This window comes from Acidisphaera rubrifaciens HS-AP3, assembly GCF_000964365.1.
In the GTDB taxonomy this organism is placed as follows: domain Bacteria; phylum Pseudomonadota; class Alphaproteobacteria; order Acetobacterales; family Acetobacteraceae; genus Acidisphaera; species Acidisphaera rubrifaciens.
On the sequence record NZ_BANB01000067.1, the window covers coordinates 1 to 14,586 of the forward strand.

A 14,586-nucleotide genomic window follows, 5' to 3' on the forward strand; every position below is an offset into this window, starting at 1 on the left:
CGCGGGAGGCGACGGAGGCCTCGACCGTCAGCACCGAATAGACGTCCGCCGTGATGCGCGGCTCGACCGCCCGCATCTCGTCGAGCGACAGGCCGGCGAGGTCGACGCCGCGCCGCTCCGCCGCCGCGACCAGCCGCCCGGTCACGTGATGGGCGTCGCGAAACGGCAGTCCCGCCCGCACCAGCCAGTCGGCGAGATCGGTCGCGGTGGCGAAGCCCGCCCCGGCCTGCGCCCGCATGCGCGCGGTATCGGGCACGAGGTCGCGCACCATCCCCTCCATCGCCGCGAGCGAGAGCGCCCAGGCGTCGGCGGCGTCGAAGACCGGCTGCTTGTCCTCCTGCATGTCCTTGGCATAGGCGAGCGGCAGGCCCTTCATCACCGTGAGCAGCCCGACCAGCGCACCGGTGATGCGCCCGGTCTTCGCCCGCACCAGCTCCGCCGCGTCCGGGTTGCGCTTCTGCGGCATGATCGAGCTGCCGGTCGTATAGGCGTCCGACAGGCGGATGAAGCCATAGGGCGCGCTGCACCAGATGACGATCTCCTCGGCCAGCCGCGACAGATGCATCGCCGCGATGGCGCCGGCCGAGAGGAACTCCAGCGCGAAGTCCCGGTCGGAGACGGCATCGAGCGAATTGGCGGTCGGCCGGTCGAAGCCGAGTGCCGCCGCGGTCATGGCGCGGTCGATCGGAAAGGACGTGCCGGCCAGCGCCGCCGAGCCGAGCGGACATTCGTTCATCCGCCGGCGACAGTCGGCGAGGCGGCCGCGGTCGCGCGCGAGCATCTCGACATAGGCGAGCAGGTGGTGGCCGAACGTCACCGGCTGCGCCGTCTGCAGATGGGTGAAGCCGGGCATCGGATCGGCCGCGTGTTCGGCGGCGCGGGTGGCCAGCGCGCGCATCAGCGCGACGGTCTGCCCGTCCAGCCCGTCGATCGCGTCACGCACCCACAGGCGGAAATCCGTCGCCACCTGATCGTTGCGGCTGCGCGCGGTGTGCAGGCGCCGGCCCGCCTCGCCGATCCGCGCCGTCAGCCGCGCCTCGATATTCATGTGGATGTCTTCGAGGTCGGTCGAGAAGTCGAACCGCCCGGCCGCGATCTCCTCGCCGATGGCCGCGAGGCCGCCCGCGATCGCGGCTGCGTCCTCGGCCGACAGCACGCCGATCCGCGCCAGCATGGCCGCATGCGCCAGCGAGCCGCGTATGTCCTGCCGCCACAACCGCCGGTCGAAGCCGATCGAGGCGTTGATCTCCGCCATGACCGCCGCCGGCCCGGCCGAGAAGCGGCCGCCCCATTGCGCGTTGGCGCCCGCTTCGCCATGGGAGGCATCGGGTGACACCGCCGGGGTTGCGCCGGTCTCGCCGTCGGACGTCACGTCAGCCGCCAAGGAGGTTGTCCGTCATGAGGTTTGTCACGCGCCGCGCCGGTCTGGTCGGCCTCGCCGCGGCGGCCGGCACCCTAGCTTCCGCCTCCCTGATCCGCAAACCGCGCGCCGCCGATCCCGCGGGGGCGGTGCGCGCGGCGGATGGCGAGGAGCTGGAGGACATGTCGGCGATGAAGCTGTTCGACCCGCCGGTGACGCTGCCCTCCCTGCCGTTCACGGCGGCCGACGGGTCGCGCCACACCATCGCCGAGTTCCGCGGCCACGGCATGGTACTCAACCTCTGGGCGACGTGGTGCCGCCCCTGCGTCGCCGAGATGCCGTCGCTGGCCCGCCTGTCCCGGGCGCTCGCGCCCGACGACATAGCGGTGATGGCGATCTCCACCGACCATGGCGGCATCCCGGCGGTGCGGCGGTTCTTTACCGACCATGACATCACCGCCCTGCCGATCCTGGTCGACGCCGATGGGCGCATCGGCGAGGCGCTGAACGTGCGCGGCATCCCGACCACGCTGGTCATCGACCGCGAGGGACGCGAGCGCGGGCGGCTGGAAGGGGCGGCCGACTGGGCGTCGCCGCAGGCGCTGGCGACGGTGCGGCGGCTGGCCAGGGCGTGACGGCGCCGACGGTGGCCAGCGCCCGGACCCGAGCGCCGGCCTCCTTGCCTCAACGATACGGGCGACCGTGATAGTGGTGGTTGTACCGGCGCGAGTAGCGATAGCGGCGGTAATGCCGATGGTGATAGCGGTCGTAGTAGTAATAGACGTGCTGTAGCTCGGGCGCGGGCGCCGCGGCGGCGGTGGCGGCAAAACCCGGACCGGCGGGGATCGCCGCCGCATCGGCCGTCCCGCCGTCGGCGCCAAGCAGGATGGCGCCGGTCAGCACGGCGGCTGCCAGCAGCGTTCTGCGGAACATGGATCGAGGCTCCTGGTGTCGTTTCGTCAACATGCCCCGTGGTATCGGGGCACGGGACGGCAGCAAGACGGGCGAAACGTGACCGTTTCGTGGCCGTGATGCAACCGGCCGCGCCTAGCGATCCGTGACCATGTCCGCGCGCAGGCGGCTCGGCGTGCGTTCGTCGGCCTCGAACAGGGCGGCCAGTTCCTCGGCGGCCTGCTGCGCGCTCTGACGAAGCTGCTGCTCGTCGGTATAGAACCCGTGCGTGTCGCGCAGCTGCTGTTCGTCATGCTGGCGGAACAGCTCAGTCGTGCGGCTGGCTTCCGCCTCCGTCATGCCAAGCTCGCGCAGCGCCATCTCGGTCAGCTTCAGCGTCGAATAGAACGTGTCGCGCACGAACCCGTCCACGCCGCGATCCATCAGCAGATGGGCGTGACGCCGGTTGCGCGCCCGCGCCAGCACGAACAGGTGCGGGAACTGCCGCCGCGCGATCTCGACGATCCGCAGCGTCGCCTCGATGTCGTCGAGCGCCACGATCAGCACGCGCGCCTCGCCCGCGCCCGCCGCGCGCAGCACCTCCGGCCGGGTCGGATCGCCGTAGAAGACCCGCGAGCCGAAGCGGCGGGCGACCTCCACCTCGGTCGGGTCGCGGTCGAGGGCGGCGAAGCCGATGCCGCTCATGCGCAGGATGCGGCCCGCGACCTGTCCCACGCGGCCGAAACCGCAGATCAGCACGGGGCTGGTGCCCTGAAGCACCGGCAGCGGCGGCGGCGGCGCCTTCGTCCGCCCCGCCAGCCGCGGCATCAGCAGCTTCTCCGACGCGGCAAACAGCAACGGCGTCGCGGCCATCGACACGGCGGCGACCAGCGTCGCGAACGTCGCCTGATCGTCGGTCAGCGCGCCGACCGGCACGGCGGCGGCGAACAGCACGAAGCTGAACTCGCTCCCCTGCGGCAGCGCCAGCGCGAAACGCATCGCATCGCGTGGCCGCTGGCCGCCCACCCGTCCGATCGCATACGCGATCCCGGTCTTGGCCAGGAGCAGCATGACGACGCCCGCTGCCAGCGTGCCGGGATTGTGGGCGGCGAGGCGCAGATCGGTCTGCATGCCCACCGACATGAAGAAGAAGCCCAGCAGCAGCCCCTCGAACGGCTCGATATCGGCCTGCAATTCGTGGCGGTACTCGTTGTCCGACAGCAGCACGCCGGCGATGAAGGCGCCGAGCGACATCGACAGCCCCGCCTCGTGCGCGAGCAACCCGGTGCCCAGCACGATCAGCAGGGCCATGGCGGTGAACACCTCCGGCGTGCGCGCGCCGCCGATCAGGCGGAAGGCGCGCGGCACCACGACCCGGCCGATCAGCAGGATCAGCGCGACCGTCAGCACCGCGCGGCCGACATCGTGCCACGGCACGTGGTCGGGCAGGCTCTCCTGCGCCAGCAGCGGCAGGACGGCGACGAAGGGGATGAACGCCAGGTCCTGGAACAGCAGCACGGCGAAGACGTCGCGCCCGGCGGTCGTCTTCAGCAGCCCTCGCTCGCCCAGCATCGGCAGGACGATGGCGGTCGACGACAGCGCGAATCCGGCACCGAGGACGGCGGCGCTGTCCACCTCGGCGCCGGCGATCCAGGCGAAGGCGCCCAGCACGGCCGCCGACAGCACGACCTGCGCCGAGCCGAGGCCGAAGATCGCCCGCCGCATCACCCACAGGCGCTGCGGCCGCACCTCCAGCCCGATCAGGAACAGCAGCATGACCACGCCGAACTCGGAGATCGCCTGCACCCGGCCGGTGTCGAGGACCGCCCCCAGGCCCTGCGGCCCGATCGCCACGCCCGCCACGAGATAGCCGAGCACGCTGCCGAACCCGAGCCGGCGGGAAATCGGCACGGCAACTGCAACGGCGGCCAGGAGTGCAACAAGGGTTGTCAGCATGTCCGGGTTTTCCGACGCTTGGGGCACGACCTCATGAGGAGTGACAGAGCCGTGCGCTTTCTGGTCCTGCTGCCGCTGGCCGGCTTCCTGATCGGCACGCCGTTGGTAAACCGGGTGGAACCGTTTGTCTTGGGACTGCCATTGGTGCTCGCGTGGCTGGTATTCTGTGTCCTGGTCACCAGCGTGGTGATGGCGCTCATCTGGCGGAGCGACCGGACCCGCCGCGCGGCGGGCGGCCGCTGATGGCCCTGCTGATCATCGCCGTTACGGCGGCCTTTGCCCTTGCCCTCGGTCTGCGCGCCGGGCGGGGACGCGATCTCAGCCTCGAACAATGGAGCGTCGGCGGACGCGGCTTCGGCAGCCTGCTCGTGTTCCTGCTGATGGCGGGCGAGACCTACACGACCTTCACCTTCCTCGGCGGCGTCGGCTGGGCGTACGGCAAGGGCGGCCCCGCGATGTACATCCTCGTGTACCTGACGATCGGCTTCATCCTGTCCTACTGGATGCTGCCGCCGCTCTGGGCTTATGCGAAGGAGCACCGGCTGCTGGCGCAGCCGGACTATTTCGCGCACCGCTACCGCTCCCCCACGCTCGGCGTCGTCGTCGCGCTGGTGGGCGTGACCGCGCTCGTCCCGTATCTGGTGCTGCAGTTCAAGGGTCTCGGCATCATCGTCGCGGCGGCAAGCGGCGGCGTGATCGGCGCGGCGACCGCGATCTGGATCGGGGCGGCGATCGTCACCGCCTATGTGATCGTCTCGGGCGTCCACGGCTCGGCCTGGACCGCGACGATCAAGGACGCGGCCATCCTCGGCGTGGTGGTCTTCCTCGGCATCTACCTGCCGCTGCATTACTACGGCGGCATCGGCCCGATGTTCCACGCGGTCGACGCGGCGCGGCCGGGCTTCCTGACGCTGCCGCCGCGCGGGCTCAGCATGGCGTGGTTCGAAAGCACCGTCGTGCTGAACGGTCTCGGCGCCTTCATGTGGCCGCACGGCTTTGCGTCCGTCTTCACCGCGCGCAGCCCCGACACGTTCCGGCGCAACGCGGCGCTCCTGCCGCTGTATCAGCTGCTCATCCTGTTCGTCTTCCTGATCGGGTTCGCGGCGATCCTGCAAGTCCCGGGCCTGCGCGGCGCGGACAGCGACCTGGCGCTCCTGCGCATCGCGCAGGTGACGTTCCCACCCTGGTTCCTCGGCGTGATCGGCGCCGCCGGGCTGCTCACCGCGCTGGTGCCGGGGTCGGTGATCCTGATGAGTGCGGCCACCCTGATCGCGAACAACCTCTACGCGCCGCTGACCGGCGCGCGTAGGGACGGGCGCGGCCTGGCCCTGATCGCGCGCGGGGCGGTGCCGGTCGTGTCGCTGGTGGCGGTCGGGTTCACGCTGCGCGGGGGCAGCGCGATCGTCTCGCTGCTGCTGATGGGCTACAACATCGTCACGCAGCTGTTCCCGAGCTTCATCTGGACGCTGTCGCGGCGCAACCCGCTCAACGCGGCGGGCGCGCTCGCGGGCATCGCGACGGGCATCGCCATCGTCGCGTGGACGACGCTAACCGGGGTCCGCATCGCGACGCTGATGCCCGGGGCGCCGGGATGGGTGCAGGACCTGAATATCGGCATGGTCGCGCTGGTGGCGAACGCGGCGGTGGCGCTGGCGGTCAGCGCGCTGACGGCACGGCGGCAACCCGCCCTCGCGCCGGCGGAGCGCGCCTAGCCAGGCGGTCAGCGCGCCGGTGCGTTGGCGCCGCGCAGGGCATCGACGACGGCCCGGGTGACACCGGCCGTCGTCTCCGTGCCGCCGAGGTCGGGGGTCATGATCCCGGCCGCGCAGACCTGTTCGACGGCCGCCATCAGCGACGCGGCGGCGGCCGCCTCGCCGAGATGCTCGAGCATCATCGCCGCGGTCCAGAAGCTCGCGACCGGGTTGGCGATGCCCCGTCCCGTGATGTCGAAGGCGGAGCCGTGGATCGGCTCGAACATGCTGGGGAAGCGCCGCTCCGGGTCGATGTTGCCGGTCGGCGCGATGCCGAGCGAGCCGGCGAGCGCCGCCGCCAGGTCCGACAGGATGTCGGCGTGCAGGTTGGTCGCCACCACGGTGTCGATCGAGGCGGGACGCCGGACCATGCGCGTGGTCATCGCGTCCACCAGTTCCTTGTCCCACGCGACGTCCGGGAAGTCGGCGGCGACAAGGGCGGCGATCTCGTCCCAGAACACCATGCCGTGCCGCTGGGCGTTCGACTTGGTCACCACCGTCAGATGCTTCGCCGGCCGCGCCCGGGCGATGGCGAAGGCATGGCGCATGATCCGCTCCACGCCCCGGCGGGTGAAGATCGCGGTCTCGGTCGCGACCTCCTCCGGCAGGCCGCGATGGGCGCGGCCGCCATGGCCGGCATACTCGCCCTCGCTGTTCTCGCGCACGATGACCCAGTCGAGATCGCCGGGCCCGACGTCGCGCAGCGGGCTGGTCACCCCCGGCAGGATGCGCGTCGGGCGGACATTGGCGTACTGGTCGAAACCCTGGCAGATCGGCAGCCGCAGGCCCCACAGCGTGACGTGGTCCGGGATGTCCGGGGCGCCGACCGCGCCGAAATAAATCGCGTCCATGCCGCGCAACTGGTCGAGCCCGTCCGCCGGCATCAGCGCGCCGGTGCGGCGGTAGCGATCCGAACCCCAGTCATAGCGCGTGACGTCGAGCCCGAAACCGGCACGGGCGGCCAGCGCGTCCAGCACCTCCAGCCCGGCGTCGATCACCTCCGGCCCGATACCGTCGGCGGGAATGGCGGCGATGCGATACGTGCGCATGGGTGCTCCGGTGTGTGGCCGGCCGCAGATTGGTCGCGCCTGGGCAGACGGTCCAGTGGGGCGCCCAACCGCCATGCGCGCCGCTCATTGCTCCCCCCGGCTACCGGCCCGACTATTGTCCGGAATGAATTGTTGCACCGCAGCAATTCATGCTTACTTCAGCGAGGGGAGGAGATGACGCCATTCGCCGGTTGAGGAGTGATGCCGTGCATATTTTCCCCCGCCTGACGGCCCGCCTGCTGGCGCGGCACCGTGCCGACGACACCGCCCCGATGGGGAGCCCCGACGACACCGCGATCAGGGCGCTCGCCGTCAGCGCGCCGGTGCTCTCGTTGATCGATCCCACCCTCGCGGCCTTCAGCCCGGACCAGGCGCACGAACTCGGCTACGCCCTCGGCCGTCGCGGCTGATCCACCGTGGCCCGCCACGAACGGCCGAACAGGAGCGGCCTGCCGCGTCGCTCCCGTCCCGCCGGGCCGCCGTCAGTGCGCGCCGACGGATAAGGTCGCGCCGGGCTTATCGTGCAGCGCCAATCGATCCACGAGCGTCTGACTCGCCGCGTTCATGCCCTCGATCTCGACCGCGACGCCGTGGTGGCGGAACTTCAGGACAACCCGATCGAGCGCATTGATGCCGGTGATGTCCCAGAAATGCGCCGCGCCCACGTCGATGACGACGGATTGCAGGGGCTCGCGGAAATCGAATGCGTTGTGGAACGCCTCGGCCGTGGCGAAGAAAATCTGCCCCGTCACGCGATAGGTCCGCCGTCCCAGCGCCTCATCCAGATCGGAGTCGACGCCGAAGAAACGGGCAACCTTCTGCGCGAAGAACAGACCGCTGAGCACAACGCCGGCGACGACGCCCTTGGCCAGATCATGCGTCGCGACGACCACGAGGACCGTAGCCAGCATGACGAAGCTCGAACTTTTCGGATTGGCCAGCAGACCGGGAATCGAGCGCCACTGGAACGTGTTGATCGACACCATGATCATCACCGCGACCAGCGCGGCCATCGGGATCTGACGCACCCACGGACCGAGCACCACGATCAGGAACAGCAGGAATGCGCCGGCCCACAGACAGGACAGCCGCCCCCGGCCGCCGGATGACACGTTGATCACCGACTGGCCGATCATCGCGCAGCCCGCCATGCCGCCGAACAGGCCGGAGGCGATGTTGGCGAGCCCCTGCCCCGCGCATTCGCGGTTCTTGTTCGACGTCGTGTCGGTCATCTCGTCCACGATCGCCGCCGTCATCAGGCTTTCCAGCAGCCCCACCATGGTCAGCGTCAGCGCATAGGGCAGGATGATGCGCAGCGTCTCCAGTGTCGCCGGCACAAGCGGTATCGCGAAGAACGGCAGGTCATGCGGCAGCTGGCCCATGTCGCCGACCGTGTGCAGCCTCAGCCCGACCGCGATCGAGAACGCCGTCAGGACGACGATCGCCACCAACGGAGACGGCACGGCGCGGGTGGCACGCGGCAGCAGGTAGATGATCGCAAGACCGGCCGCGACCATCGCGTAGACCTGCCAGCCATGGCCGATCAGCTCCGGCAGCTGCGCCAGGAAGATCAGGATCGCCAGCGCGTTGACGAAGCCCGTGACGACCGAGCGCGAGACGAAACGCATCAGGTCGCCCAGCCGCAGCAAACTCGCCACAATCTGCAACACGCCAGTCAGGATGGTGGCGGCGAGCAGGTACCCCAGCCCGTGCTCTTTCACGAGCGTGACCATGACGAGCGCCATCGAGCCGGTCGCCGCCGAAATCATGGCCGGCCGTCCCCCGGCGATCGCGGTGACGACGGCGATGCAGAACGAGGCATATAGCCCGACCTTGGGATCGACACCGGCGATGATCGAGAAGGCGATGGCCTCGGGGATCAGCGCCAGGGCAACGACGGTGCCCGCCAACAGGTCGCGCGTGACGTTCGGCGCCCATTCGGCGCGGATATTCTTGACGTTCATTGAAAGCTTTCAGGACATACGCGCCGCGAAGGGCGTTGCCGGTACGTGCCAAATGGAGGCCGCGGCCCGAGGGGGCGGCGGACGATACTTCAATAGCCGCGTGACGCCGGTCAGGGCGGCGTCATAGGACTTGGCAGGGCAGCGTTCATCACCATCACGCCGCTAGTAGCCAGCCCGATGATGCAATGCAACATAAATCCCGGCCGGGGTGCCTGACCGCTTGGCACCACGTCAACCGGCGGACGTGTCTCGACAAACATGCCATCGCGACTACGAGGTGGGGCGGGGCGGCGCGCACGCCGCCCCGCCCGCGTCGCGTCAGACGATCTCGAACAGGCCCGCGGCGCCCATGCCGCCGCCCACGCACATGGTGACGACGCCATAGCGGGCGCCGCGGCGCTTGCCCTCGATCAGCACGTGCCCGGCCATGCGGGCGCCCGACATGCCGTAGGGATGGCCGATCGAGATGGCGCCGCCGTCCACGTTCAGCTTCGCCGGGTCGATGCCGAGCTTGTCGCGGCAATAGATCACCTGCACCGCGAAGGCCTCGTTCAGCTCCCACAGGTCGATGTCCTCGACCTTGAGCCCGTGGCGAGCCAGCAGGCGGGGCACCGCGAACACCGGGCCGATGCCCATCTCGTCCGGCTCGCAGCCGGCGACCGCGAGGCCGCGGAAGATGCCGAGCGGCTTGAGCCCGCGCTTCGCCGCCTCGCCCGCCTCCATCACGACGCAGGCCGAGGCGCCGTCCGACAGCTGCGAGGCGTTGCCGGCGGTGATCGTCTTGTCCAGCCCGCGCACGGGCTTGAGGTTGGCCAGCCCCTCGGCGGTGGTGTCGGGCCGGTTGCCCTCGTCCTTGGTGAGGCGGACGGTCTTGTGGTGGACGGCGCCGGTCTCCTTGTCCACCAGCGCCATGCGGCTCTCCAGCGGCACGATCTCCGCCTCGTAGCGGCCGGCTTCCTGCGCGGCGGCGGTGCGGCGCTGGCTCTCCAGGCCGTATTCGTCCTGCCGCTCGCGCGAGATGCCATAGCGGGCGGCGACGATCTCGGCGGTGTCGATCATCGGCAGGTAGATGTCGGGCTTGTGCGCCAGCAGCCAGTCGTCGGTGGTGCGGAACTGGTTACGGTGGTCGTTTTGCACCAGGCTGATGCTCTCCAGCCCGCCGGCGACCATGATCGGCACCCGATCCAGGATCACCCGCTGCGCCGCGACGGCGATCGCCTGCAGGCCGGAGCTGCACTGCCGGTCGATCGTGGTGCCCGCCGTCGTGACCGGCAGGCCGGCGCGGACCAGTGCCTGCCGCGCGACGTTCATCCCGGTGGCGCCCTGCTGCATGGCGCAGCCCATGATCACGTCCTCGACCTCGGCCGGGTCGATCCCGGCGCGCGAGACGGCGTGGGCGATGGCGTGGCCGGCCAACGTGGCGCCGTGGGTGTCGTTGAAGGCACCGCGATAGGCCCGGCCGATCGGCGTGCGGGCGGTGGAGACGATGACGGCTTCGCGCATGGCGCGTCCCTCCTGATGACTTTGTGTGTTATGCTGATCGCGGGCGGCGCGGTCGTAAAGCCGGGCCGGCGCAGGTCAGCCGCTGACCGAATACCCGCCGTCCACTGGAATGGCGGCCCCGGTCACGAAGTCCGAGCCGCGGCCGGCGAGAAACACGGCAATGCCGGCGAGATCGTCCGGCGTGCCCCACCGCCCGGCCGGGGTGCGGGCGAGCACCCGTTCGTTCAGCCCGGGGACCTGCGCCCGGGCATCGCGCGTCAGCGCCGTGTCGATCCAGCCCGGCAGCACGGCATTGACCTGGATGTTATCGGGCGCCCAGGCGACCGCGAGCGATCGGGTGAGTTGCACGATCCCGCCCTTGCTCGCCCCATAGGCGGCGGCGAAGGACGCGCCGAACAGCGACATCATCGAGCCGATATTGATGATCTTGCCCCCGCCCCCGTCGCGCATCGCCGGATAGGCGGCGCGGGCGCAATAGAACGCGCCGTCGAGATTGGTCGCCAGCACAAGCCGCCACTCCTCCGGCGTGAGGTCGGCGGGCTGCTTGCGCACCGACATGCCGGCGTTGTTCACCAGGATGTCCAGCCGGGCGAAGGCGGCGCGCGTCGCGTCCACCAGCGCCGCGCAGGCGTCGGGATCGGTCACGTCGGCGGCGACGAACCGCCCGCGCCCGCCCAGTTCGGCCAGCGCCGCCTCGGCCTTGTTCCGGTCGCGCCCGGCCAGGACGATCGCGGCCCCCGCCTCGGCCAGGCCCTTCGCCATGCCGAGGCCGATGCCGCCGTTCCCGCCGGTGACCAGCGCCACCCGCCCGGTAAGGTCCATCGGTCCCGCCATCGCTCGCTCCATTAGAATTATGCGCGCCCATCCGAATTACGCGCCCCTGAGCATAGGACGGCGCATGGCAAGTGGACGAAACCCCGGCGCCCATGCCAGTTTCCGCGCCTTTGTTTAACCCCCGACGTCAGGATAAGGCCGCCCCGCATGACGACCGACCTCGACATCGCACGCGCCGCGACGCTGCGCCCGATCACCGACATCGCCGCCCGTGCCGGCATACCGGCCGATGCGCTGTATGCCTACGGACCGCACAAGGCGAAGATCGGCTACGATTTCATCAACGGCTGCGCCGGCCGCCCGGACGGCAAGCTGGTGCTGGTGACCGGGATCAGCCCGACCGCCGCCGGCGAGGGCAAGACGACGACGACCGTCGGCCTGGCCGACGCGCTTTCCGCCGCCGGCAAGCGGGTGATGATCTGTCTGCGCGAGCCCAGCCTCGGCCCCAGCTTCGGCATGAAGGGGGGTGCCACCGGTGGCGGCTATGCGCAGGTGGTGCCGATGGAGGACATCAACCTCCATTTCACCGGCGACTTCCACGCGATCACCAGCGCCAACAACCTGCTGGCCGCGATGATCGACAACCATCTGTACTGGGGCAATTCGCTCGGCATCGACACCCGCCGCGTCACCTGGCGCAGGGCGCTGGACATGAACGACCGCGCGCTGCGCTCCATCATCAACAGCATCGGCGGCGGAGCGAACGGCGCCCCGCGCGAGGACGGGTTCGACATCACCGTCGCGTCCGAGGTGATGGCGGTGTTCTGTCTCGCCCGCGATCTCGACGACCTGCAGGCGCGGCTCGGCCGGATGGTCGTCGCGACCCGGCGGGACGGCAGCGCGGTGACGGCGGCCGACCTCAAGGCGGACGGCGCCATGGCCGTGCTGCTGCGCGAGGCGTTCCAGCCCAACCTCGTGCAGACGCTGGAAGGCACGCCCGCGCTGGTGCATGGCGGCCCGTTCGCCAACATCGCCCATGGCTGCAACTCGGTCATGGCGACGCGGCTCGGGCTCAAGCTCGCGGACGTGGTGGTGACGGAGGCCGGGTTCGGCGCCGATCTGGGTGCCGAGAAGTTCATCGACATCAAATGCCGCTCGGCCGGTCTGGCGCCGGGCTGCGCGGTGATCGTCGCGACCGTCCGCGCGCTGAAGATGCACGGCGGCGTGGCGAAGGGCGCGCTCGGCACCGAAAACGTGGCCGCGGTCCAGCGCGGCATGGCGAACCTCGCCCGCCATATCGAGAACATGCGCAAGTTCGGCATTCCGGTGGTGGTCGGGCTGAACCGCTTCACCTCCGACACCGAGGCGGAGTTCGCGGCGGTGCGCGACGCGACGGCGGCACTCGGCGTGCGCACCGTGCTCTGCACCCACTGGGCCGATGGCGGCGCGGGGGCCGCGGAACTGGCGCAGGTGGTGACCGAGGCGCTCGGCGAGGGCGCGCAGGCGAAGCCGCTCTATCCGGCGGACCTGCCACTCGCGGAGAAGATCCGCACCATCGCCCGCGATATCTACCGCGCCCGCGACATCGACATCGCCCCGGCCGCGGCCAAGCGCCTCTCGCAGTTCGAGGCGGCCGGCCATGCCGGGCTGCCGGTCTGCATCGCCAAGACGCAATACAGCTTCAGCGCCGACCCGACCGCGATGGGCGCGCCGGAAGGGCATGTGCTGCCGGTGCGGGAAGTGCGTCTGTCGGCGGGCGCGGGCTTCGTCGTCGCCATCTGCGGCGAGATCATGACCATGCCGGGCCTGCCGAAGGTGCCGGCCGCCGAGACGATCCGGCTCGATGCGGAGGGAAACATCCAGGGCCTGTTCTGACCGCAGGGTGGGCCGCCCCGCGCCGGCAGGCCGCGGGGCATCGGCGACTGCTGTTCCCCGCCCCGGGGTGTCAGGCCTCGGGGCCGGACGACCCGCGCCCGGACGACCCGGGAGGCGGCGTCGTCCGGTCGGCGGGCCCGGCGCCGTCGGCCGCAGGGTTGGCGGAGGCCGCCTGGGGCGCTGCCTCGCCGAGTATCTGCATCAGCGCGTCGGGTACCGGCTCGGCGATGATGTCGTCATGGGCCTGACGCAGCGAGCGGCGCAGCCAGCGGTCGAACGCGTCGCGCTCGCCGCTCTCGCTTGCTTTCGGCCTGACGTGGTGATCCGCATAACCCATGATAGGACAATGCGCGCCGTACCCGTGGGTTCCGGACGAAACGTCAGCCTCACGCCGGCCTGACCTGCCATGGCCGCACCGCTGGCCGGATCGGCGTGGTCCCGATTGGGTTTTGCTCACGCGATGACCCTCTTGCCACCCGCCCCACGCTCCCCGCCTCACGCCGCCGGGATCGAGGCAGGCACCGCCGGGCGCAGCAGCGGCTCGGCCAGGGCGCGCATGTCCGCCGCGGCGCGGCTGCCGGGATGCAGACTGAGAAGCAGCGACTGGCGGCGAATCGCGGCCGGCACCGCCGGGTCGCGCCGGATGACCCCCGCGAGCGGCGGCGCGCTGCCCAGGAACTGCCGGGCCGCCCGGGCCAGCACCGCATAGGTGCGGGCACCGCTGGCCGGACTCGACGCCTGATTGACCACCACCCGGCGGTCGCCGCCCGGACAGTCTGCCCCGTGCAGCTTCACCACCGCATACGCATCGGTGATGCTCGTCGGCTCCTCGGTCGCCAGCACGACCAGCGTGTCGGCGAGGGCCGCGAGCCGGCGCACCGTCCGATCCACGCCGGCGCCGAGATCAAGGATCACGATATCGTAGGCGGCGCGGGCGTCCGCCACCACGGCGCAGAACCCGGCCAGGGCAGCCCCGTCGAGGGTGGCCAGCGCGCCGCTGCCGGAACGGCCGGCCAGGATGTCGAAACCACCCTCCGCGTGGGTCGCGACCGCCCCGGCCAGATCCGCGCGGCCGGCGAGCACGTCGGCGAGGTCGCGCGCCGGCGTCAGCCCGAGCTGGATGTCGACATTGGCCAGCCCGAGATCGGCGTCGAGCAGCAGGATGCGCCGACGCGGGCGCCCCGGCGGCTGCGCGGACGGCGACGCCAGGGGATGCACCAGCGGATGTGCCAGCGTGTGGGCCAGCGTGGCGGCGAACCAGGTCTTGCCGACCCCGCCCTTGCCGGAGGCGATGGCGAGCAGGTGAGAGGCCTTCATGCGGCGCATCCGTTCGGGGCGGGTCCGCGCCGCAGCCGGGCGGCCAGCAGCGCGGGGGTGGCGGGAACCAGGCCATCCGCGGCCCCGGGACCGAGCCCGGCTTCGGCGAGCGGCAGGATGGCGGCGGCGGCCAGCACGGCCCCGAG

General features: G+C 71.0%; 14 protein-coding genes. 5 read left to right on the forward strand and 9 right to left on the reverse strand.

The features are described 5' to 3' along the window. Window positions 1–1,336: argininosuccinate lyase (gene argH, locus B8460_RS02295; RefSeq protein ID WP_048859964.1), on the reverse strand; the 1,336-nt coding region annotated here is incomplete at its 3' end. 62 nt (window positions 1,337–1,398) lie between these two features. Here argH and B8460_RS02300 point away from each other — a divergent pair. After that, window positions 1,399–1,995, forward strand: coding sequence for a TlpA disulfide reductase family protein (locus tag B8460_RS02300; protein ID WP_241771076.1), 597 nt, complete (start codon window positions 1,399–1,401; stop codon window positions 1,993–1,995). Between the two features lie 49 nt (window positions 1,996–2,044). On the opposite strand, the gene B8460_RS02305 is transcribed toward B8460_RS02300, so the two are convergent. Together B8460_RS02305 and B8460_RS02310 are read right to left on the reverse strand one after the other, a co-directional pair. Further along, window positions 2,045–2,293, reverse strand: a complete 249-nt coding sequence (locus B8460_RS02305) for a hypothetical protein (RefSeq protein WP_048859953.1) — start codon at window positions 2,291–2,293, stop codon at window positions 2,045–2,047. A gap of 114 nt (window positions 2,294–2,407) precedes the next feature. Beyond that, complete coding sequence (locus tag B8460_RS02310; RefSeq protein WP_048859954.1) at window positions 2,408–4,207, reverse strand: monovalent cation:proton antiporter-2 (CPA2) family protein; 1,800 nt, start codon at window positions 4,205–4,207, stop codon at window positions 2,408–2,410. A gap of 51 nt (window positions 4,208–4,258) precedes the next feature. Between B8460_RS02310 and B8460_RS02315 the strand changes: the two genes are divergently transcribed. Next, on the forward strand, window positions 4,259–4,450 hold the full coding sequence (locus B8460_RS02315) for a DUF3311 domain-containing protein (RefSeq protein WP_199445516.1): 192 nt from the start codon (window positions 4,259–4,261) through the stop codon (window positions 4,448–4,450). Next, window positions 4,450–5,919 carry a sodium:solute symporter family protein gene (locus B8460_RS02320; protein ID WP_048859955.1) on the forward strand — a complete coding sequence of 490 codons (1,470 nt, stop codon included), beginning with the start codon at window positions 4,450–4,452 and terminating at the stop codon, window positions 5,917–5,919. The genes B8460_RS02315 and B8460_RS02320 overlap by 1 nt, the downstream gene beginning before the upstream one ends. Before the next feature lie 8 nt (window positions 5,920–5,927). On the opposite strand, the gene B8460_RS02325 is transcribed toward B8460_RS02320, so the two are convergent. Further along, complete coding sequence (locus B8460_RS02325) at window positions 5,928–7,007, reverse strand: tartrate dehydrogenase (protein WP_048859956.1); 1,080 nt, start codon at window positions 7,005–7,007, stop codon at window positions 5,928–5,930. Between the two features lie 206 nt (window positions 7,008–7,213). On the opposite strand from B8460_RS02325, the gene B8460_RS02330 reads away from it, so the two are divergent. Continuing rightward, window positions 7,214–7,417 (forward strand): hypothetical protein, encoded by a 204-nt coding sequence (locus tag B8460_RS02330; protein ID WP_048859957.1) that lies wholly within the window; start codon window positions 7,214–7,216, stop codon window positions 7,415–7,417. A 72-nt stretch (window positions 7,418–7,489) separates the two neighbouring features. Here the strand turns inward: B8460_RS02330 and B8460_RS02335 are convergent, their stop codons facing one another. The 3 genes from B8460_RS02335 to B8460_RS02345 form a co-directional block, all read right to left on the reverse strand. After that, window positions 7,490–8,971: a SulP family inorganic anion transporter gene (locus tag B8460_RS02335; RefSeq protein ID WP_048859958.1), complete on the reverse strand. Its 1,482-nt coding sequence runs from the start codon at window positions 8,969–8,971 to the stop codon at window positions 7,490–7,492. A 318-nt stretch (window positions 8,972–9,289) separates the two neighbouring features. After that, complete coding sequence (locus B8460_RS02340; protein ID WP_048859959.1) at window positions 9,290–10,474, reverse strand: acetyl-CoA C-acyltransferase; 1,185 nt, start codon at window positions 10,472–10,474, stop codon at window positions 9,290–9,292. Window positions 10,475–10,549: 75 nt separating this feature from the next. Next, window positions 10,550–11,308 carry an SDR family NAD(P)-dependent oxidoreductase gene (locus B8460_RS02345; RefSeq protein ID WP_048859960.1) on the reverse strand — a complete coding sequence of 253 codons (759 nt, stop codon included), beginning with the start codon at window positions 11,306–11,308 and terminating at the stop codon, window positions 10,550–10,552. 147 nt (window positions 11,309–11,455) lie between these two features. Here B8460_RS02345 and B8460_RS02350 point away from each other — a divergent pair, with 147 nt between their 5' ends. Then, on the forward strand, window positions 11,456–13,123 hold the full coding sequence (locus B8460_RS02350; RefSeq protein ID WP_048859961.1) for a formate--tetrahydrofolate ligase: 1,668 nt from the start codon (window positions 11,456–11,458) through the stop codon (window positions 13,121–13,123). A gap of 70 nt (window positions 13,124–13,193) precedes the next feature. Here B8460_RS02350 and B8460_RS02355 read toward each other — a convergent pair whose 3' ends face one another. Then, the gene (locus B8460_RS02355) at window positions 13,194–13,460 is read right to left on the reverse strand and encodes a hypothetical protein (protein ID WP_048859962.1); all 267 of its coding nucleotides are present in this window, start codon (window positions 13,458–13,460) and stop codon (window positions 13,194–13,196) included. A gap of 158 nt (window positions 13,461–13,618) precedes the next feature. Beyond that, entirely contained in the window at window positions 13,619–14,440 is an 822-nt protein-coding gene (locus B8460_RS02360) for a P-loop NTPase family protein (protein WP_241771077.1), read from the reverse strand. Window positions 14,441–14,586 lie beyond the last annotated feature (146 nt).

Bases quoted from the DNA above. Each gene is read 5' to 3' on its own strand.
- B8460_RS02300 (WP_241771076.1), top strand. From the start codon at position 1,399: ATGAGGTTTGTCACGCGCCGCGCCGGTCTGGTCGGCCTCGCCGCGGCG.
- B8460_RS02305 (WP_048859953.1), bottom strand. From the start codon at position 2,293: ATGTTCCGCAGAACGCTGCTGGCAGCCGCCGTGCTGACCGGCGCCATC.
- B8460_RS02310 (WP_048859954.1), bottom strand. From the start codon at position 4,207: ATGCTGACAACCCTTGTTGCACTCCTGGCCGCCGTTGCAGTTGCCGTG.
- B8460_RS02320 (WP_048859955.1), top strand. From the start codon at position 4,450: ATGGCCCTGCTGATCATCGCCGTTACGGCGGCCTTTGCCCTTGCCCTC.
- B8460_RS02325 (WP_048859956.1), bottom strand. From the start codon at position 7,007: ATGCGCACGTATCGCATCGCCGCCATTCCCGCCGACGGTATCGGGCCG.
- B8460_RS02335 (WP_048859958.1), bottom strand. From the start codon at position 8,971: ATGAACGTCAAGAATATCCGCGCCGAATGGGCGCCGAACGTCACGCGC.
- B8460_RS02340 (WP_048859959.1), bottom strand. From the start codon at position 10,474: ATGCGCGAAGCCGTCATCGTCTCCACCGCCCGCACGCCGATCGGCCGG.
- B8460_RS02345 (WP_048859960.1), bottom strand. From the start codon at position 11,308: ATGGCGGGACCGATGGACCTTACCGGGCGGGTGGCGCTGGTCACCGGC.
- B8460_RS02350 (WP_048859961.1), top strand. From the start codon at position 11,456: ATGACGACCGACCTCGACATCGCACGCGCCGCGACGCTGCGCCCGATC.
- B8460_RS02355 (WP_048859962.1), bottom strand. From the start codon at position 13,460: ATGGGTTATGCGGATCACCACGTCAGGCCGAAAGCAAGCGAGAGCGGC.
- B8460_RS02360 (WP_241771077.1), bottom strand. From the start codon at position 14,440: ATGAAGGCCTCTCACCTGCTCGCCATCGCCTCCGGCAAGGGCGGGGTC.